The organism is Pseudoduganella violaceinigra DSM 15887, from assembly GCF_000425385.1.
Taxonomy (GTDB): domain Bacteria; phylum Pseudomonadota; class Gammaproteobacteria; order Burkholderiales; family Burkholderiaceae_D; genus Rugamonas; species Rugamonas violaceinigra.
In genome coordinates this window covers 163,987-182,785 of the sequence record NZ_AUDI01000012.1, presented here as the reverse complement: position 1 = coordinate 182,785, position 18,799 = coordinate 163,987, and the positions used below count along the sequence as shown (strand labels likewise).

Sequence of the window (18,799 nt, the reverse complement as noted above, 5' to 3'; positions counted from 1 at the left end):
GCTACTCGCCCAGGTAGGCGGCCTTGACGCGCGGGTCGTCCAGCATGTCGGCGGCATTGCCAGTCATGGTGAGCGCGCCCGACTCCATCACATAGCCCCGGTTGGCAGCCTGCAGCGCCAGCTTGGCGTTCTGCTCCACCAGCAGGATGGTGATGCCCTGCTGGTGCACGTCGCGGATCACCTCGAAGATCTTCTCGACCATGATCGGCGACAGGCCCATGGAAGGCTCGTCCAGCAGCAGCAGGTGCGGATGGCACATTAGCGCGCGCGCCATGGCCAGCATCTGCTGCTCGCCGCCGGACAGCGTGCCGGCCAGCTGGCCGGCGCGCTCTTTCAGGCGTGGGAACACGCCGAACCACTTCTCGATATCGGCCGCGATGGCGGCCTTGTCGTTCATGGTGTAGGCGCCCATCATCAGGTTTTCGGTGATGGTCATGCGGGTGAACACGCCCCGCCCTTCCGGCACCATGGCCAGCTTCTTCTCCACCAGGTGGAAGGACTGCGAGCCTTTCAGCGACTGGCCCAGATAGGACACGGTGCCTTCCACCTTGCAGGCCGGCAGGGTGCCGGTGATGGCCTTCAGCGTGGTGGTCTTGCCGGCGCCGTTGGCGCCGATCAGGGTCACCAGTTCGCCTTCATTGACTTCCAGGTCGATGCCCTTGACCGCCTTGATGCCGCCGTAGGCGACCTTCAGGCCCGAAACTTTCAATACATTGGCGCCCATCAGTGCGCTCCTCCCAGATAGGCGTCAATCACGGCCTTGTTGCTTTGGATTTCGGCCGGCAAGCCTTCGGCAATCAGCTTGCCGTATTCCAGCACGCTGATGCGGTCGCACAGGCCCATCATCAGCTTCACATCGTGCTCGATCAGCAACACGGTCTTGCCGTCATTCTTGATCTTCACCAGCAGCTCGCGCAGGGCCAGCTTTTCGGTCGCGTTCATGCCGGCCGCCGGCTCGTCCAGCGCCAGCAGCTGCGGGTCGGTCGCCAGCGCGCGGGCGATTTCCAGCCTGCGCTGGTCGCCGTAAGCCAGGGACTTGGAGGTGCGGCTGGCAAAGTGGCCGATGCCGACGAAGTCCAGCAGTTCCTGCGCGCGCTGGCGGATCGCCGCCTCTTCCTCGCGCGCGGCCTTGTGGCGGAAGATGGCGCCGAGCACGCCCTGGCGCGTGCGCACGTGGCGCCCCACCATCACGTTTTCCAGCGCCGTCATCTCGCCGAACAGGCGGATGTTCTGGAAGGTGCGGGCAATGCCGGACCTGGCCACCGCGTGCGGCGCGGACGGCGAGTAAGGCTGGCCGGCCAGTTCGAAGGTGCCGGTGTCGGGCTGGTACAGGCCGGTGATCACATTGAAGAAGGTGGTCTTGCCGGCGCCGTTCGGTCCGATCAGGCCGTAGATCTGCCCTTTGTTGATCTTGATGCGCACGTCGGTCAGGGCCTGCAGGCCGCCAAAGCGTTTGTTGACGCCTTCGATTTTCAGGATTACTTGTTCGCTCATCTCTACTAGCCTCATGCTGCCATTACGCCGGTCGACTGGCCCTTGGCGTCCGAATCGGCGTCCGGACGATCTTCATGCTTGGGCGAGGGCCACAGTCCCGCAGGGCGCACCAGCATGATCAGCACCAGGGCCAGGCCGTACAGCAGCTGGCGCAACACTTCCGCATCGATCAGCACTTCGCCGAACAGCTTCATTTGCAAGGGATTGACCACATAGCGCAGCAGATCCTGCAGCGAGGCCAGCAATACCGCCCCCAGCACCACGCCGGGCACATGGCCGATACCGCCCAGGACCACCATCGCCAGCACGCTGATCGATTCGGTCAGGCTGAACGATTCCGGCGACACGAAGCCGGTGAACGAGGCGTACATCGCGCCTGCCACGCCGCCGAAAGTGGCGCCCATGGAAAAGGCCAGCAGCTTGACGTTGCGGGTGTTGATGCCCATGGCCTTGGCGGCGATTTCGTCTTCGCGGATGGCGACCCAGGCGCGGCCCAGGCGGGAATGCTGCAGCCGGCTGGTGACGAACACGGTGCCGATCGCCAGCAGCAGGAACAGGAAGTAATAGGCATTCACTTTCGGCATGGAGAAGCCGCCGACGGCCACGATGCCGCGCTCGCCGGCCAGGCTCACGCCGAACACCTTGATCGGATCAATCATATTGATGCCTTGCATGCCATTGGTGACATTGACCGGATCGATCAGGTTTTGCAGGAAGACCCGGATGATTTCACCGAACCCCAGCGTCACAATGGCCAGGTAATCGCCGCGCAGCTTGAGCGTCGGGGCGCCGAGGATCACGCCGAACAGGCCCGCCAGCGCCGCGGCCATGGGCACGATGAACCATACCGACAAATGGATACCATTGCTGCGGATATCCTCGCCCATGACGGCCGCTAGCGCATTGCCGATGGCCGGGCTGAAATTGATCAGCGATTCCAGGAAGGTGGCGAACTGCGGCGAAGCGAGCATGCCGGTCAGGTAGGCGCCCAAGGCATAGAAGGCGATGTACCCCAGATCCAGCAGGCCGGCGAAGCCCACCACGATATTCAAGCCCACCGCCAGCATGATATACAGCAGGGCCATGTCGGCGATACGCACCCAGGAATCGCCGAATGGAGCGACCGCGAACGGGAAGATGAGCAGTGCCGCCAGCAGCAGGGCCAGGTTGCGATAGGCCTGCTTGGGGTGCGATTGCGTGTCGAAATGCATCATGTCCAGATCCTGTTAAGCGCGGTCGGCCACGCGTTCGCCCATGATGCCGGACGGACGCAGCGTCAGCACGACGATCAGCGTGAAGAAGGCGAAGATATCCTGGTAGTTCGATCCCATGAAGCCGCCGGTCAGGTCCGAGATATAGCCAGTGCACAGCGCCTCGATCAGGCCCAGCACGATACCGCCGACCATGGCGCCATAGATATTGCCGATCCCGCCCAGCACCGCGGCACAGAAGGCTTTCATTCCCGGCAGGGCGCCCATGTAGAACACGATGTTGGCGTAATTGGCGCCCCACATCACGCCGGCCACGGCGGCCAGGGCGGCGCCGATGGCAAAGGTGACGACGATGATACGGTTGGCATCGACGCCCATCAACCCGGCCACGCGCGGGTTTTCCGAGACGGCGCGCATGGCGCGGCCCAGCCGGGTCTTCTCGACCAGGATGACCAGGCCGAACATCGACAGGCCGGCCAGCGCCAGCAGCAGCAGCTGGGTCACGGTAATCGACGCCCCGCCCAACTGGATCGGGTCGGTGCTCAACAATTGCGGGAAGGTCAGCGGATTGCGGCCCCAGATCATCATGGCAAAGGTCTGCAGCAGGATGGACATGCCGATGGCGGTGATCAGGGGCGCCAGGCGCGGCGCATTGCGCAGGCGGCGGTAGGCGATGCGCTCAATGAGGACGTTGACGATGATGCAGCCGGGGATGGCGCCCAGCATGGCAATGCCCAGCTGTACGTAGCCCGGCAGGCCCGGGGCGTACACGCCCAGCAGTTTCAAGATGGAGAGGCCGATCATCGCGCCGATCATCAGCACGTCACCGTGGGCGAAGTTAATCAGGTTCAGCACGCCGTACACCATCGTATAGCCGAGGGCGATCAACGCATACATGCTCCCCAGCACCAGGCCGTTGAGAATTTGTTGGATAAAAGTATCCATCGGGTCTGCCCTTTAGTACTCAAAAGAACGAATAAAAACGGCACCCAAGGTTTCCCTCGTGGTGCCGCCGTTTGGAAGCGTTCGCCATCATAGCGAGGTTTCCGAAAAACTAATCGTGGAAAATCCGCAATATTCTAAATTAAATTCTTTGCGCTCCGGCCCGTATTACTCGGCGCTGTTGTTTTTGCCGCCATCAAGGCCTTTTGGCAGCGGGAAAGTTACCGCCTCTTCCACGCCGTCCAGGGTGCGCACGCTCTTCGCGCCCAGTTCCTTGAGGCGGTTGATGACGGCTTCCACCAGCACTTCCGGGGCCGAGGCACCGGCCGTGACGCCGAAGCGCAGCTTGCCGTCCAGCCAGGCTGGATCGATCTGGGAGGCGTTGTCCACCATATACGCCGGGGTGCCCTTCTTCTCGGCCACCTCGCGCAGGCGGTTGGAATTGGAGCTGTTCGGCGAGCCGACCACGATCACCACCTCGACCTGCGGCGCCATGAATTTCACGGCTTCCTGGCGGTTGGTGGTGGCGTAGCAGATGTCGCCTTTTTTCGGCTCAATAATATTCGGGTATTTTGCCTTCAGGGCTTCGATGATTTGTGCCGTATCATCCACGGAAAGCGTTGTTTGCGACACATAGGCCAGCTGGTCCGGATGGCGCACCTGCAGGCGGGCCACATCCTCCACCGTCTCGACCAGGTACATGCCCTCGTCGGTCTGGCCCATGGTGCCTTCCACTTCCGGGTGGCCTTCGTGGCCGATCATGATGATTTCGCAGCCCTGCTTGCGCATCTTGGCCACTTCCACGTGAACCTTGGTCACCAGCGGGCAGGTGGCGTCGAAGATGGACAGGCCGCGCGCTTCCGCTTCCGCGCGCACCGCCTTCGACACGCCGTGGGCCGAGAACACCAGCGTGTTGCCGGACGGGACATCGTCCAGTTCTTCGATGAAGATGGCGCCCTTGGCGCGCAGGTCTTCCACCACATAGGCGTTGTGCACGATTTCGTGGCGCACGTAGATCGGCGCGCCGAACTGCTGCAGCGCGCGCTCGACGATTTCGATGGCGCGGTCGACGCCGGCGCAGAAGCCGCGCGGCTGGGCGAGGAGGATTTCTTTGTCCATAGTCTTACAGCACCGAGATGATGTTGACTTCAAACTTGACCGGCTGGCCGGCCAGCGGGTGGTTGAAGTCGAAAATGGCGACGTCGTCGCGCAGTTCGCGCAAGACGCCGGCGAAGCGGCCGCCCTTGGGCGCCGCGAAGTCCACCAGGTCGCCGATCTTGTATTCATTGTCCGGATCGGAGTTTTCCTCCAGCGTGGCGCGGGTCACGGCCTGCACCAGGTCGGGGTTGCGCGGGCCGAAGGCTTCGCCGGGCGCCAGTTCGAATACCTTGTGGGTGCCTTCCGGCAGGCCGATCAGCAGCGCTTCCAGGTTCGGCGCCAGCTGGCCCTGGCCCAGCATCAGCGTGGCAGGATTGCCTTCAAAGGTGGAGACGATATTCACGCCATCCATGGAGGCGAGGCGGTATTGCAGGGTAAGGTAGGCCGAAGCGGTGACAACGTTAGACATGGAAACAACTCTGGTGACGGGCAAAGCGGTATTGTAAAGCCTTGGCTGGCGCCCTGCCCATTCGGCAGTTGATTTTAATGATGCGAAAATAATAATATTCACTATCGCCATCACGAAAGCTTGCCATGCCCCTTTCCCGCCTGTTGCCCGCTTGCGCCGGCCTGCTGTTGGCCGCCCTCCCCGACGCCGCCCGCGCCCTGCCGGCCGACCAGTTGTACGCCAGGCTGGCCCCCAGCGTATGGCGGGTGAATACCTTCGACAAGCAGGGCAAGCCCTATGGCCAGGGCAGCGCCGTGGTGATCGGCCGCGAAACGCTGCTGACCAACTGCCACGTCCTGCTGGGCAGCTATGGCGCGACCGTGCAGCAGGACAACCGCAGCTTCGGCATCGTGCTGCAGTACGCCGACCCGGACAACGATCTCTGCCAGGTCACGGCAAAAGGCCTGGACGCCCCGGCGGTGGAGCAAGGCGACAGCGACCGCCTGGCGGTCGGCAGCCGCATCTACGCGCTGGGCAACCCGCGCGGCCTGGAGCTGACGCTGAGCGACGGCCTGATTTCCGCCCTGCGCAAGGATGGCAAGGGCAGGCTGGCGTGGATACAGATCAGCGCCCCGATTTCGCCAGGCTCCAGCGGCGGCGGCGTATTCGACGAAAACGGGCGCCTGATCGGCATCAGCACGGCCGGCTACGAAAACGCGCAAAACCTGAACCTGGCCCGGCCCATCCTGCTCGCCAAAGGACTGGCCGAACGCCACGCCGCCTGGATGGCGCGGGCCGATGCGCGCAAAGCCGCCAAGGCGGCCGCCAGCCCGCCCCTGCCGGTGAGCCCTGCGGCGCGGCCCGGCCTGCAGGCGTCCGGCTACGCCGAGATTGACGACCTGGCAAAATTCAAGCGGGTGGCGGCGGGCGCCGGACCGGAAGCGGCTTACAAGCGCTTCCTGGCCGCGCCCCTGCCGCGCGCCTTTGCCATCAGCGACGACGGGCAGACCTGGCAAACCTGGAGCCTGGCGCCGCAGGACCAAGGCGCACCGCGCGAACCGTCCGAACGGGCCATCAAGCGCTGCGAAAAGGAATACCGGCAGCACTGCTACTTGTACGCCATCGACAACACGGTGGTCTACCGGCCGCCGCAATAATCAGCAGCAGGCTTGAGGCGCTTCAAGGCGCCGTCCGCCGCCGCACCGGACAATGCATACTTTGCAAGCGGAGGCGGGAATGGCGATTCCAGACTGGCCGGCCAGCGAGCGGCCGCGTGAACGGTTGATACGGCAAGGCGCGGCATCGCTGTCGGATGCGGAATTGCTGGCGGTTTTCCTGCGCACCGGCATTCCCGGCAAGGATGCCGTGGCGCTGGCGCGCGATGCACTCAACCGCTTCGGCTCCCTGCACGCGCTACTGGCCGCTTCGCTGACGGAATTTTGCGTCGTGCCCGGGCTGGGCGCGGCCAAATACGCGCAATTGCAGGCCACCATGGAGCTGGCGCGGCGCGCCATCGCCGAACAGCTGGCCGAGCGCCACGTGCTGGGTTCGCCGCAGGCGGTGCGCGAATTCCTCAGCCTGCGCATGCGCGGCAAGCCGTATGAATCGTTCCACGTCCTGTTCCTGGACGTGAAAAACCGCCTGATCGAGGCGCGCGAACTGTTCCGCGGCACCCTGACCCATACCTCGGTCTACCCGCGCGAAGTGGTGCGCGAGGCGCTGGCCTACAACGCCGCCGGGCTGATGCTGGTGCATAACCACCCGTCCGGCACGCCCGAACCCAGCGAATCGGACCTGCTGCTGACCAGGGCGCTGGTGCAGGCGCTGGCCCTGGTGGATATCCGCATCCTCGACCATTTTGTGGTGGCCGGACACCAAGTCCATTCCTTCGCCGAACACGGTCAAATCTAGCTTTTACAAATGTTAAATTAATCGATTTTCACATGACACAATTGTTTTTCGCAAGTGCTTGAAAAAGCTCAGGAAATTCCATATACTCTTGTTTTTCCAAATTCGGAAGTAATTCAAGGAGTGTGCCATGGCACGTGTTTGCCAAGTTACTGGGAAGAAGCCGATGGTCGGCAACAATGTTTCCCACGCAAACAACAAAACCAAACGTCGTTTCCTGCCTAACCTGCAGAACCGTCGTATTTTTGTTGAATCTGAAAACCGCTGGGTCTCCCTGCGTCTGTCTAACGCCGGTCTGCGCGTAATCGACAAGGTCGGCATCGACGCCGTCCTGGCCGACATGCGTGCACGTGGCGAGAAAGTTTAATAGGGAGCTGAATCATGGCAAAAACTGGCCGCGACAAGATCAAGCTGGAATCGACCGCTGGTACTGGTCACTTCTACACCACGACCAAGAACAAGCGCACCATGCCTTCCAAAATGGAAATCATGAAGTTCGATCCTAAAGCACGCAAGCACGTGATGTACAAGGAAACCAAGATCAAGTAATCGATCTTCGGTTCGAACAAAAAACCGCCCTTCCGGGCGGTTTTTTTATTTGCAGCCTTCCAGCGTTTGCAGCTGCAGGCGCTTGCCGGCGTGGATGGCGGCCACCTTGCCGTCATTCATCATGTAGCGGATGGCCAGTTCGCGGTCGCCCGTTTCCACCATCAGCCAATCCTCATGCTGGGGATGCGGCCTCACCGCGTCGCCATACACGCGCACCAGCTTGGAAGCCGGATCGCCGATCTTGATATTGCGCTCGGTGCCATAGCCGCCGGACACGTCGACCCGCGCCACGACCTTGCGCACGAAGGTCACTTCCACGGTCGGATAGCGCTTCGAACGGGCCACGCGGCAGTTCTTGTCGTCCGAGATCATCTTGTCCGCCTCCAGGCCGCCGAAGGTGGTGCCCAGGTTTTCGTAGCGCGCGCCAACCTTGTACGGGCCCAGGCCCTCCGGTTTGATTTGCCAGGACGCCGCGTGTGCACTGCCCGCCAGCATCAGCGCCAGCGGCAAAAGTAAGCGTTTCAAAGTTGCCTCCATCCAATTATTTTCCACAAAGAAACAGAGAGCATAATGCAAAACGGCCCCGAAGGGCCGTCTTGCTGGAAAGTGTGTTGCGTATTAGGCGTAGCTGCGCAGGCGCAGCGAGAATTCCTGCAAGGACTTGATGCCCGACGCTTCCGCGCGCTCGCACCAGTCTTGCAATTTCTGCACCAGCTCATCACGCGTAAAGTGCGAACGCTCCCACAGCACGCCCAGCTCCACACGCATATTGTGCATGGTTTCCAGCGCCTTCGAGTGCTGGAACAGTTCCACCAGCTGCTGCTGTTGCGGCGCCGCCAGCTTGCCCGGCTCGCGCTGCAGCAGCTTGCGGGACGACTTCAGGAAGCGCGATTCCAGCTGCGCCTTGTCCTTCAGTTGCGCCAGCTCTTCCTTCCAGGCGTGCTTGACCGACTTGGCGTATTTGGCCATCACGTCGTAGCGGTTGGCGATCACGGACTGCAGGGTGTCGAAGTCGGCCTTCACCTTGGCGGTGTCGAATTTCGGCTTCGGCGGCATCTTCTTCACTTTGGCCAGGCCAACCATTTCCATGGCGCGGATATAGCCCCAGCCGATGTCGAACTCATACCATTTGGACGACAGCTTGGCCGAGGTGGCGTAGGTGTGGTGGTTGTTGTGCAGCTCTTCACCGCCGATGATGATGCCCCAAGGGACGATGTTGGTGGCGGCATCGGCGCAATCGTAATTGCGGTAGCCCCACCAGTGGCCGATACCGTTGATGATGCCGGCGGCGGTCACGGGGATCCACAGCATCTGCACGGCCCACACGGTAATGCCCTTGGCGCCGAACAGGATCATGTCCAGGATCAGCATCAGTGCCACGCCCTGCCAGCTGAAGCGCGAGTACAGGTTCTTCTCGATCCAGTCGTCCGGCGTGCCGTGGCCATACTTCTCCATGGTTTCCTTGTTCTTCGATTCAGCGCGGTACAGCTCGGCGCCTTCCCAGAATACCTTCTTGATGCCTTTGGTCACCGGGCTGTGCGGATCTTCTTCGGTATCGCACTTGGCGTGGTGCTTGCGGTGGATCGCGGCCCACTCCTTGGTCACCTGGCCGGTGGTCAACCACAGCCAGAAGCGGAAGAAGTGCGAAGGAATCGCGTGCAATTCCAATGCACGGTGCGCCTGGTGGCGATGCAGGAAGATCGTCACGCTGGCGATGGTGATATGGGTCAGGATCAGCGTTGCCGCCACCGTGCCCCAAACGCCGAGGCCGGTCACGCCATTACTGATGAAATCGAGAACTGCGCTTAAATCCATTACAACTCCAAATGAGGCCACGAATAGGCGCAATTGTACGCGCATTCGACAGTGATTTGAGGAAGGTTTTCCCTTAGGAACTGATTATTTATTAGGCAGATGCTCCGGCAGAGGGCCTAGCAGGCGCACCTCGCGTTGCGGGAACGGTACAGCAATATTATTTTCTTTCAAAGCCTTCCAGATTGCACGATTGACATCCGAAGTCACGCCGCCGCGGCCATTTTCCGGATCATTGATCCAGAAAGCCAGCGCCAGTTCCAGGCCATCGGCACCGAAGGCCTGCAGCATGCCGGAGGGCGGCTTGTCCTTCATCACGCGCTCGATGGTGAGGGCGGCATCTTCGATCAGCTTGAGCACGAAGTCGACATCGGACTCGTAGCCGACCGTGACGCGCGTGACAATCACCACGGCCGGATTGGTCAGCGAAGAATTCTGCACCGCGCCCGACACCAGCATCTCGTTCGGCACGATGGACTCGACGCCGTCGGCGCCCTGCAGCACGGTATAGCGGGTATTGATCTGCGTGACCTGACCGCTGTACTTGTCGACGGTGATGACATTGCCGATGGTTAGGCTGCGGTCGAGCAGGATGATAAAGCCCGACACATAATTGCTGGCGATCTTCTGCAAGCCCAGGCCAAGGCCGACACCCAGGGCGCCGCCAAACACCGACAGCACCGTCAAGTCGATCCCCACCAGCGACAGGCTGACCAGCACCGCCACCAGGATCAGCAGCGCGCGCCCCATGCGCGCCAGCACGACGCGCAGGTTGGAATGCATATTATGCAGGTTCATCAAGCGCTCTTCGAGCGCCGCGCCGGCCCACATCGCCAGCAACAGCAGCACCACGACGGAAACGGCGGCCTGCAGGATGGTGGAAATCGAGACCTTGTGCTTGCCGAGCGGGATCAGCGTGTCGTCGAGGAAGTCGAAGATGTCCTGGTAAAAACCGGTGATATAGAACACGAAGGCCAGCCACACCAGCAGCTGGAACACCTTCTCGATGGTTTGCATGCCCTCGCCCACCACGCCGCCGCGCGCGAACACGCGGCGCAGCAGGTAAAAGCCGAAGCGGATGACGGCAAGCGAGCTGAAGATTGGCAGCGCCAGCTTGAACAGATTGGTGTGGTACCAGCGGCCCAGCAATTTCTGCGAGAGCCACAGCAAGGCGACGATGGCCAGCGGCCCGACCACGCGGCCGAAGCTCTCGACTCCGAAGCGTGCCACATGGTTGTTCGCCGTGCGCGCCTCGACGCCGCGGCGCAGGAAGCGCGACAAAGTCCAGCCCAGCAAGATCGACAGCATGATCGCCCCGCCCTGCCACACCAGGCTCGGATCGCGCAAGTCCCCCAACAAATCACTCAGCAAATTCGCCAACGGCATCGTTTGGCATCCTCCTTATGGTTCGGTCCGTGGCAAGCAAAGAGCCTGACCCCAAGGTTGCCACGGGCTGGACAGTAATTACTCTTCGTCGGCCTCGGCCGGCTTGGCCATGGGCTTGCGCTCGAACACGGCTGCGAAGAAGCCGTCGGTCTGGTGCTTGTGCGGCAGCAGCTTGAGGTAGTCGCCCATTTCCAGGTTGGCGATCTTCTGCTCGGCCAGCACTTTGCTCATCGGCACCAGTTCGAAGTCCGGGTGGCGGTCAATGAATTGCTTGGCGACGGCGTCGTTCTCTTCTTCCAGCAGCGAGCAGGTGGCGTACACCAGGCGGCCGCCCGACTTCACCAGGCGCGCGGCACCGTCCAGGATGGAGATCTGCTTTTCCTGCATTTCGCCGATCGCGCTTTCCGGCTGGCGCCATTTCACGTCCGGATTGCGGCGCAGCGTACCCATGCCCGAGCATGGCGCGTCGACCAGTACGCGGTCGATCTTGCTGGCCAGGCGCTTAACCTTGGCGTCCTTTTCGTGGGCGATGGCGACCGGGTGCACATTCGACAGGCCGGAGCGCGCCAGGCGCGGCTTCAGCTTGCTCAGGCGTTTTTCCGAGACGTCGAAGGCGTACAGGCGGCCGGTGTTGCGCATCTGCGCCCCCAGGGCCAGCGTCTTGCCGCCGGCACCGGCGCAGAAGTCGACCACCATCTCGCCGCGCTTGGCGCCCAGGATTTGCGCCAGCAGCTGGCTGCCTTCGTCCTGCACTTCAATGGCGCCCGATTTGAACAGCGGCAGGTTTTGCAGCGCCGGCTTTTTCTTCAGGCGCAGGCCCAGCGGGGCGAATGGGGTCGGCTCGGCGATGATGGGCGCGTTGGCCAGTTCGGCGATCACGGCGTCGCGGTCGGTCTTCATGGCGTTGACGCGCAGGTCCAGCGGCGCCGGGGTGTTCAGCGCATCGGCCAGGGCCAGGGTTTCGTCTTCGCCATACTGGGCAACGAGCTTGTCGAACAGCCATTTCGGCATATTCGCGCGCATCGATTTGTGCAGCAGCGAGCGGTCGATTTCCAGCTGGCGCTTCAGCCATTCGGATTCGTCTTCCGACAGGCCCGGCAGCGCGTCGATGCCGACCGCGTCGGCCATGCCCAGCAGTACCAGGCGGCGGATGGTGGCGCCGCCGGAGCCGGCTTCGGCGCGGTCGGTGAAGAAGGCCTTGTTACGCAACACGGCGTACACCGATTCGGCGATGGCGCCGCGCTCGCGGCCGCCCAGCTTCGGGTGCAGTTTGAAGAAATGCGACAGGGTGGTGTCGGCGGGCGCGGTGAAGCGCATGATTTCACGCAGCACGGTTTCAGCGCTGGTGAGGACGTATGGTGGCAAACGCATGGTATTTCTTTCTAGTTGTTCAGTGGCGGTCAATATTGACCTTGCCATCCTCGATCTTCATCCGGCCTTCGACGAACCAGCGGATGGCGCGCGGGTACATCATATGTTCCTGCGCCAGCACGCGCGCCGCCAAGACATCGGCGCTATCGCCCGGCAGGATGGGCACCGACACCTGGTCCACCAGTGGGCCATGGTCCAGCTCGGCGGTCACGAAGTGCACGGTGGCGCCGTGCGTGGCGGCGCCGGATGCCAGCGCCTGTTCGTGCGTGTGCAAGCCAGGGAACAGCGGCAGCAGCGACGGGTGGATATTCAGCATACGGTTTTCGTAGTGGGCGACGAAGCCCGGCGTGAGGATGCGCATGAAACCGGCCAGCACCACCAGGTCGGGGCTGAAGCCGTCAATGACTTCCTGCAGCGCAGCATCAAATGCTTCGCGGCTAGGGTAATCCTTGTTGCTGACTACGGCGGTCGGAATGCCGTGCGCGGCCGCGAATTCGAGGCCTTTGGCGTCCGCCTTATTGCTGATGACGGCGGCAATGCGGGCGGGCCATTGTTCGGCCTGGGCTGCACGGACCACCGCTTCCATATTGCTTCCGCGTCCGGAAATGAGGATGACGATGTTTTTCATGGCCGCCATTGTACCTGCTCAGGCGAGCCAACGCGACATTATGCTGCTGCGCAGCAAACTATGCAAGAGGGGAATCGGGACTACTCGAAGGAGTAGAAGACGCGGAACGGTACTTTCTTTTCAGCCCAGAAGTCGGCGGCATCGCGGAACACATCGAGCAGGCACTCGCGCGCTTCGCGGTCAAACTTTTGCGTATTCGGCAATTGCTCGAGCACGACCAGGAAGCCGGCTTGCTCGCCCGCCTTGGCCATGGTGTCGGTCAGGGTTTCGCGCAGCGCGTCGAAATTCTTGGCGTGCGGCTTCGGAATATGGAAAGACTCGGCAATAATCCCCAGGACTTGCTGCTTGGTCAGGCCGGCATGGCAATGCGCATACAAAAAGTGCTGCCCCAGGCGCGCTGCCTCGTCCTGCAGCTCTGCCACGCGGAAGGCGCGAATAGACTGGACTAAATTAGGCGGCACAGTTATCAACAAACTCATCTTTCCCTCAAATCGACCTATCCAATACAAGCCTCAGGCGGGTCAATGCGCCGGGGCCGGAGCTTTCGTTTCTCCCTGTCAATCTGATTCCTCGCCATAAGGGTAACGTGTTGTACTCTATGAATCAACCCGAAAGTGAGTCCTAACGCAAGTTTTGTTAAAAACTTACCATATTAACCCAAAAACATGGGGTTACATTTTGTTGCCTTACTTCCCACAGCGATGCGGCCGGCGGCGTTAATATTTAGGCGTGCAATTCCAATTCAACCCAGCGAACTGCTCAAAAAACCAGAAACGAGGTAAATAGAATGAACGCCAAAACTAAATTGTTTTTCGCAGCACTGAGCCTCGGCGCCCTGCCACTGGCGCAAGCGCAAGCCACTAATTTCGAAGACTACGGTCACGTCACCCGCGTCTCCCCGGTCACCGAACAGATCAATCGCCCGCGCCAGGAATGCCGCACCGAATATGTTCAGGTCCAGCAGCCGGCCGAGCGCGGCGTCGGCGGCAGCATCATCGGCGGCCTGTTGGGCGCAGCGGTCGGTAGCCAGGTCGGTGGTGGCCACGGCAAGACCGCCGCCACCGCCGCCGGCGCGATTGCCGGCGCCGTGATCGGCGACCGCACCCAGAACGCCAATGCGCAGCCGGGCGCGGTACAGGAGCAGGCCGTGAAGCAATGCCGCATGGTCGATGCCTATGAAACCCGCACCACCGGCTACAACGTCGAATACGACTACCGCGGCCGCAACTACACCAGCTTCATGAGCTACGACCCGGGCCAGCGCATCCGCCTGCGCGTGAATATCGAACCGATGAATAACTAAGCGCAAACGAATACCAGGGGGCGCGCCGCTTTTCCGCTGGACGGGAAAGGGGCGCGCCCCTTTTTCGTTTGTGCGCTTGCTTGCAAGCAAGATAACGCGGGATAATGCCGCCATGCTGATCAAACGTAAATCCATCGAAAAAGAGGAATCGCTGCGGCCCGCTTCCCGGCCCGCCGCTAAGCCGGCCACCCGCAAGCCCAAGTTCGCCCCGGTCACCCTGTCCGAACTGGACGGTGTGCGCTACCTGCACTTCGGCACCGAATGGGTGCAGGGCGCCATGCGCATCCGCAAGCCGGACTGGCCGGAACTGGAGTACGCGCAGCAGATGATGGCGTGGATGCTGTGGCACGCAGCGCCCGCCCATATCGCCCAGCTGGGCCTGGGCACCGGCGCGTTGACCAAATTCTGCTACAAGACTTTCCCCGACGCCCGCGTCAGCGCAATCGAGCTCAACGCGTCGGTGATCAGCATCTGCTATTCCATGTTCAAGCTGCCCGACAACGACGGCCGGCTGGATGTGTTGGAAATGGATGCCATGGATTACGTCACCAATCCTGCCAACCACGGCACGCTGGACGCGCTGCAGGTCGACCTGTACGACGCCACCGCCCGCGGTCCCGTGCTCGATACCCCCGAGTTCTACCAAGCCTGCGCCGCCTGCCTGAATGATGATGGCATCATGACCGTCAACCTGTTCGGCGACCATCCGAGCTACGCCAAAAACCTGAAGGCGATGAAGTTCGCCTTCGCGCAAGTGGTCTCGCTGCCGGAAGTGCATGATGGGAATGTGGTGGCGATCGCCTTCAAGACACGCCGAACGATCGACCTGGCAGCGCTGGCCGGGCGTGCCGCGCAAATCGTCGCCGACACCAAATTGCCCGCAAAGTCCTGGGTCAAGGGACTGCAAGCCGCACTCGCATAAGGTTACACATGGCAAAAGCACTCGATCTTCAAGTTATCTTCACCTGGCTGCTGGCTGATGGAATGGTCGAGAAGGCCGAAGTCAAGGGGCTTTACTCGCATGCGCAGGGCATCCTGCGCAATACGCCGGGCATCATGCACCCGCTCAGCGCGGTGGCGCACTGCAAGCTGGTGTCGGTCAAGGATGAAAAGCTGCTGACCCTCGATGCGCTGACCGAATGGGTCGCGCGCCGCTCCAAGCTGCCCTTCTACCGCATCGATCCGCTGAAGATCGACTTCACCAAGGTGGCCGACGTGATGTCGGCCAGCTATGCCGCTCGCTTCAACATCCTGCCGGTGGAAATCACGCCCGACACGCTGACCGTCGCCACCGCCGATCCGTTCGCCCTGGAGTGGGAAGGCGAGATCGCCAAAGTGTCGCGCCGCATCATCCGGCGCGTGATTTCGAACCCGCTCGATATCTCGCAGTACACCTCGCAGTTCTTCTCGCTGGCCAAGTCGATCAAGCACGCCAACAAGAATACCGGCCAGGACCTGGCACTGCGCAATAACTTCGAGCAGCTGGTCGAACTTGGCAAGATGAACAAGACGGTCGACGCCAACGACCAGCACGTGATCAATATCGTAGACTGGCTGTGGCAGTATGCGTTCGAGCAGCGCGCGTCGGATATCCACCTCGAGCCAAAGCGCGACCTGGGCACCATCCGTTTCCGCATCGACGGCGTGCTGCACCAGGTCTACCAGGTGCCGGCGGTGGTGATGATCGCAATGACGGCGCGTATCAAGCTGCTGGGGCGCATGGACGTGATCGAGAAGCGCCGCCCGCAGGACGGCCGCATCAAGACCCGCACCGCCGGCGGCCAGGAAATCGAACTGCGTTTATCGACGCTGCCGACCGCCTTCGGCGAAAAGCTGGTGATGCGTATCTTCGACCCCGAGGTGGTGGTGAAGACCCTGCCGGAGCTCGGCTTCCCGCAGGAAGACGCGCAGCGCTGGGACGCGCTGACCTCGCGCCCGCACGGCATCATCCTGGTGACCGGCCCCACCGGTTCCGGCAAGACCACCACGCTGTACACCACGCTCAAAGCGCTGGCGACGCCGGAGGTCAACGTCTGCACGGTGGAGGACCCGATCGAGATGGTGGAGGCATCCTTCAACCAGATGCAGGTCCAGCCGGGCATCGACCTCACCTTCGCCGACGGCGTGCGCGCCCTGATGCGCCAGGATCCCGACATCATCATGGTGGGCGAGATCCGCGACCTGGAGACCGCGGAAATGGCGATCCAGGCCGCGCTGACCGGCCACCTGGTGCTGTCCACCCTGCACACCAACGACGCGCCCTCCGCCGTGATGCGCCTGCTGGAACTGGGCGTGCCCTACTACATGCTGGAAGCCACCCTGATCGGCATCATGGCGCAGCGCCTGGTGCGCACCCTGTGCAAGGACTGCAAGGAAGCCGGCGGTGAAATCGCCGATGATATCTGGGAAGGCCTGAGCGGAGGCTGGGACATCAAGAAGCCGGAGCAGGTGTATCGCCCGGTAGGCTGCCCGGAATGCCGCCAGACCGGTTTCCGCGGCCGGACCGGCATCTACGAGCTGCTGACCACCAGTGAGACCTTCAATTCCCTGATGCAGGCGGAAGCCGACATCACCGCCTTGCGCAAGCAGGCCGTTTCCGAAGGCATGAAGCCGCTGCGCATCGCGGGCGCTTTCAAGGTACGCGAAGGGGTCACCACGGCCGAAGAAGTGCTCAAAGTGACCGCGATGCGTTAATGAAAAAAGCCGCTTGGCAAACGGCGCAAGTCACGTATATAATACGGCCTCTTCGGGTCGTTAGCTCAGTTGGTAGAGCAGCGGACTTTTAATCCGTTGGTCGCAGGTTCGAGCCCCGCACGGCCTACCAGAATGAACAGGAAAGCCTCGTCTTCGGACGAGGCTTTTTTGTTTTCGGATCCAGGAATATGCTACGGAATACCCACGTCACCCGCACGCTTTGCGCCTTGCTTCTACTGCTCAGCGGCCAGCTTCTACTTGGCGTTTCCCAATTCAGTTCGCTCAATTTCCACAGCGATCCCTCCCTTGACCTTCAATCCGCCGACAGCTTCGGCAAATGGCTTGAACTCGCGGCACGCTACCCCGGCGAAATCCTGCCCGCAATCCCGTTCGGGATACTCGATAGTATCTACGGCGTGATTGCCCTGGTTTGCATGCTGCTGCCCGTCTTCATTGTCGCCATATCCCGCACACGTCGCGGACTGCAGTACTTCACGCTGGCAGCGCTTGCCCTGCTGATCCTGGCCGACTTGCACTGCCTGCTGAATTTCAGAAGCGAAAACTCGGCGAACGAGATCCTCTGCGCCTACCTGCACTGCCTTGCCGGACTGGTAAGCGGCGGCCTGGCAGTAGTTCTCGCGGCCTGCCGCGCGCTGTCAGGGCGTCCGAACAGCACCGGCACCGGCACCGAAGAATAGCAAACGGCCATCGGCAGTGGCGGCAAGCAATTGGCCGTCGTGCCATATGGGCGCCGCGATGAAGGCGCCCAGCCGCTTCACGTGCTCGATCGAGGCCAGCACCGAATGTCGGCCCTCGTACAGGCGCTGGCCATTGAATTTTCCAGTGTCCGGGGCAAGCAGCCCGAATTCGTCGGCCGCGCTCTCCGCTGTGCGCCACGACCATTGCAGCTTACCCGTGGCGGCGTCCAACGCGAACAATTCGCCGCGCATGGTGGCGCCGAACACGGCGCCCTCCGACAGCAAGGGGGTTGCATAAGTCCACACCTTGGTATCGTGTTCGAACAGCGGCTTGCCCGTGCGCTTGTCCAGCGCGACCAGCAGGTTGCTGTCGGAGGTGCCGAAATAGACGCTTCCCGCATCGCTGACGGCGCCTGAGAGTACCCACGAACCGTTGCCGTTGTAGCGCCATTTCATTTTGCCGCTGGCCAGGTCCAAGGCATAGAAATAGGCATCGCGCGAACCGATATATACCGTGTCCCCGTCGATCAGCGGCGGCGCCTGAACGCCGGTCGTGTTGCCGGTCTTTTGCTCGGTCTGATAGCGCCATAGCTGTTTGCCATTGACCGCATCCAGCGCATACACCGCCCCGTCCCAGCTGCCGAATACCAGCGCCTTTCCGCTGACGGCCGGCGCGGCGTGGATCATGCCGCCGCTCTTGAATGACCATTGCATCTCGCCTGTCATTGCGTTGAGCGCGTACAGCCGCCCGTCGGAACTGCCGAAATACACGCGGCCGCCAGCCACCACGGGCGACGATAGCCAAAAGTCCCACGGATCGCCTGTTGCGGCACTTTTCCTGGCCCGGCCGTGCAGGCCATAGCTGTCAAAGCGCGCTTCGCCTTGCGTGGCAAATTCCCACAATTGAACGCCGGACTGGGCATCCACGGCATGCAGCAGGCCGTCGCGCGCCAACACGTACACGATGCCTTCCGCCACGGCGGGCGTGGAGCCGATACCGGCGCCGGCATGATAAAGCCATGCCAGCTTGCGGCTCGCCAGGTCGAAGGCGTACAGGTTGCCGTTCTCCGCGCCGATGTATAGCCTGCCTTGCGCAACGACAGGGCTCGCGGAAATCTGTGCGCGCAGTTCGATGGTGTGCTCCAGGTTCAGCGGCAGCGCCGCATCGGCACAGGCCGCAGCGAGGCATAGCGCCAGCGCCAATAGGGAATTAAACAATCGCATGAAGGTCTCCTTGGTGAATGCGGCGATTCTAGC

The 18,799-nt window shown here is 61.9% G+C and carries 21 protein-coding genes and 1 tRNA gene; 9 read left to right on the top strand and 13 right to left on the bottom strand.

Going from position 1 to position 18,799, the window contains the following annotated elements; translation table 11 throughout:
- Position 1: 1 nt before the first annotated feature.
- The 6 genes from H597_RS0108855 to H597_RS0108830 all read right to left on the bottom strand — a co-directional run bounded on the left by H597_RS0108855 (position 2) and on the right by H597_RS0108830 (position 5,214).
- The gene (locus H597_RS0108855) at positions 2 to 724 is read right to left on the bottom strand and encodes an ABC transporter ATP-binding protein (RefSeq protein WP_028101822.1); all 723 of its coding nucleotides are present in this window, start codon (positions 722 to 724) and stop codon (positions 2 to 4) included.
- Positions 724 to 1,494 (bottom strand): ABC transporter ATP-binding protein, encoded by a 771-nt coding sequence (locus H597_RS0108850; protein WP_028101821.1) that lies wholly within the window; start codon positions 1,492 to 1,494, stop codon positions 724 to 726. The genes H597_RS0108855 and H597_RS0108850 overlap by 1 nt, the downstream gene beginning before the upstream one ends.
- A gap of 11 nt (positions 1,495 to 1,505) precedes the next feature.
- A complete protein-coding gene (locus H597_RS0108845) occupies positions 1,506 to 2,708 on the bottom strand; it encodes a branched-chain amino acid ABC transporter permease (RefSeq protein WP_035373578.1) in 1,203 nt (400 codons plus the stop codon).
- Between the two features lie 12 nt (positions 2,709 to 2,720).
- Positions 2,721 to 3,650 (bottom strand): branched-chain amino acid ABC transporter permease, encoded by a 930-nt coding sequence (locus tag H597_RS0108840; RefSeq protein WP_028101819.1) that lies wholly within the window; start codon positions 3,648 to 3,650, stop codon positions 2,721 to 2,723.
- 165 nt (positions 3,651 to 3,815) lie between these two features.
- Positions 3,816 to 4,766, bottom strand: a complete 951-nt coding sequence (gene ispH / locus H597_RS0108835; RefSeq protein WP_028101818.1) for a 4-hydroxy-3-methylbut-2-enyl diphosphate reductase — start codon at positions 4,764 to 4,766, stop codon at positions 3,816 to 3,818.
- Between the two features lie 4 nt (positions 4,767 to 4,770).
- On the bottom strand, positions 4,771 to 5,214 hold the full coding sequence (locus H597_RS0108830) for an FKBP-type peptidyl-prolyl cis-trans isomerase (protein ID WP_028101817.1): 444 nt from the start codon (positions 5,212 to 5,214) through the stop codon (positions 4,771 to 4,773).
- A 125-nt stretch (positions 5,215 to 5,339) separates the two neighbouring features.
- Between H597_RS0108830 and H597_RS30275 the strand changes: the two genes are divergently transcribed.
- From H597_RS30275 to rpmG, 4 genes are all read left to right on the top strand, one after another.
- Complete coding sequence (locus tag H597_RS30275; RefSeq protein ID WP_051293638.1) at positions 5,340 to 6,350, top strand: S1C family serine protease; 1,011 nt, start codon at positions 5,340 to 5,342, stop codon at positions 6,348 to 6,350.
- Between the two features lie 79 nt (positions 6,351 to 6,429).
- Complete coding sequence (gene radC / locus H597_RS0108820) at positions 6,430 to 7,104, top strand: RadC family protein (RefSeq protein ID WP_028101816.1); 675 nt, start codon at positions 6,430 to 6,432, stop codon at positions 7,102 to 7,104.
- A gap of 127 nt (positions 7,105 to 7,231) precedes the next feature.
- Positions 7,232 to 7,468, top strand: a complete 237-nt coding sequence (gene rpmB / locus H597_RS0108815; protein WP_008451488.1) for a 50S ribosomal protein L28 — start codon at positions 7,232 to 7,234, stop codon at positions 7,466 to 7,468.
- An 11-nt stretch (positions 7,469 to 7,479) separates the two neighbouring features.
- A complete protein-coding gene (rpmG, locus tag H597_RS0108810; protein ID WP_028101815.1) occupies positions 7,480 to 7,650 on the top strand; it encodes a 50S ribosomal protein L33 in 171 nt (56 codons plus the stop codon).
- A 45-nt stretch (positions 7,651 to 7,695) separates the two neighbouring features.
- Here the strand turns inward: rpmG and H597_RS0108805 are convergent, their stop codons facing one another.
- The 6 genes from H597_RS0108805 to H597_RS0108780 all read right to left on the bottom strand — a co-directional run bounded on the left by H597_RS0108805 (position 7,696) and on the right by H597_RS0108780 (position 13,326).
- Positions 7,696 to 8,175 (bottom strand): hypothetical protein, encoded by a 480-nt coding sequence (locus tag H597_RS0108805; RefSeq protein ID WP_154668026.1) that lies wholly within the window; start codon positions 8,173 to 8,175, stop codon positions 7,696 to 7,698.
- A 93-nt stretch (positions 8,176 to 8,268) separates the two neighbouring features.
- Positions 8,269 to 9,465: a DesA family fatty acid desaturase gene (locus H597_RS0108800; protein ID WP_028101813.1), complete on the bottom strand. Its 1,197-nt coding sequence runs from the start codon at positions 9,463 to 9,465 to the stop codon at positions 8,269 to 8,271.
- 84 nt (positions 9,466 to 9,549) lie between these two features.
- Positions 9,550 to 10,848, bottom strand: coding sequence for a mechanosensitive ion channel family protein (locus H597_RS0108795; RefSeq protein WP_028101812.1), 1,299 nt, complete (start codon positions 10,846 to 10,848; stop codon positions 9,550 to 9,552).
- A gap of 78 nt (positions 10,849 to 10,926) precedes the next feature.
- Positions 10,927 to 12,219, bottom strand: coding sequence for an RsmB/NOP family class I SAM-dependent RNA methyltransferase (locus H597_RS0108790; RefSeq protein ID WP_028101811.1), 1,293 nt, complete (start codon positions 12,217 to 12,219; stop codon positions 10,927 to 10,929).
- A gap of 19 nt (positions 12,220 to 12,238) precedes the next feature.
- Entirely contained in the window at positions 12,239 to 12,847 is a 609-nt protein-coding gene (gene purN / locus H597_RS0108785; protein ID WP_028101810.1) for a phosphoribosylglycinamide formyltransferase, read from the bottom strand.
- 80 nt (positions 12,848 to 12,927) lie between these two features.
- Positions 12,928 to 13,326, bottom strand: coding sequence for a barstar family protein (locus tag H597_RS0108780; protein WP_028101809.1), 399 nt, complete (start codon positions 13,324 to 13,326; stop codon positions 12,928 to 12,930).
- Between the two features lie 308 nt (positions 13,327 to 13,634).
- Here H597_RS0108780 and H597_RS0108775 point away from each other — a divergent pair, with 308 nt between their 5' ends.
- The 5 genes from H597_RS0108775 to H597_RS0108755 all read left to right on the top strand — a co-directional run bounded on the left by H597_RS0108775 (position 13,635) and on the right by H597_RS0108755 (position 17,542).
- The gene (locus H597_RS0108775; protein ID WP_028101808.1) at positions 13,635 to 14,150 is read left to right on the top strand and encodes a glycine zipper 2TM domain-containing protein; all 516 of its coding nucleotides are present in this window, start codon (positions 13,635 to 13,637) and stop codon (positions 14,148 to 14,150) included.
- 112 nt (positions 14,151 to 14,262) lie between these two features.
- Entirely contained in the window at positions 14,263 to 15,072 is an 810-nt protein-coding gene (locus H597_RS0108770) for a spermine/spermidine synthase domain-containing protein (protein ID WP_028101807.1), read from the top strand.
- A gap of 8 nt (positions 15,073 to 15,080) precedes the next feature.
- The gene (tfpB, locus tag H597_RS0108765) at positions 15,081 to 16,844 is read left to right on the top strand and encodes a type IV pilus assembly ATPase TfpB (protein WP_035373571.1); all 1,764 of its coding nucleotides are present in this window, start codon (positions 15,081 to 15,083) and stop codon (positions 16,842 to 16,844) included.
- 54 nt (positions 16,845 to 16,898) lie between these two features.
- Positions 16,899 to 16,974 (top strand) — tRNA-Lys (locus H597_RS0108760).
- A gap of 58 nt (positions 16,975 to 17,032) precedes the next feature.
- The gene (locus tag H597_RS0108755) at positions 17,033 to 17,542 is read left to right on the top strand and encodes a hypothetical protein (protein ID WP_154668025.1); all 510 of its coding nucleotides are present in this window, start codon (positions 17,033 to 17,035) and stop codon (positions 17,540 to 17,542) included.
- On the opposite strand, the gene H597_RS0108750 is transcribed toward H597_RS0108755, so the two are convergent.
- The gene (locus H597_RS0108750) at positions 17,501 to 18,766 is read right to left on the bottom strand and encodes an outer membrane protein assembly factor BamB family protein (RefSeq protein WP_035373570.1); all 1,266 of its coding nucleotides are present in this window, start codon (positions 18,764 to 18,766) and stop codon (positions 17,501 to 17,503) included. The genes H597_RS0108755 and H597_RS0108750 overlap by 42 nt on opposite strands.
- Positions 18,767 to 18,799 lie beyond the last annotated feature (33 nt).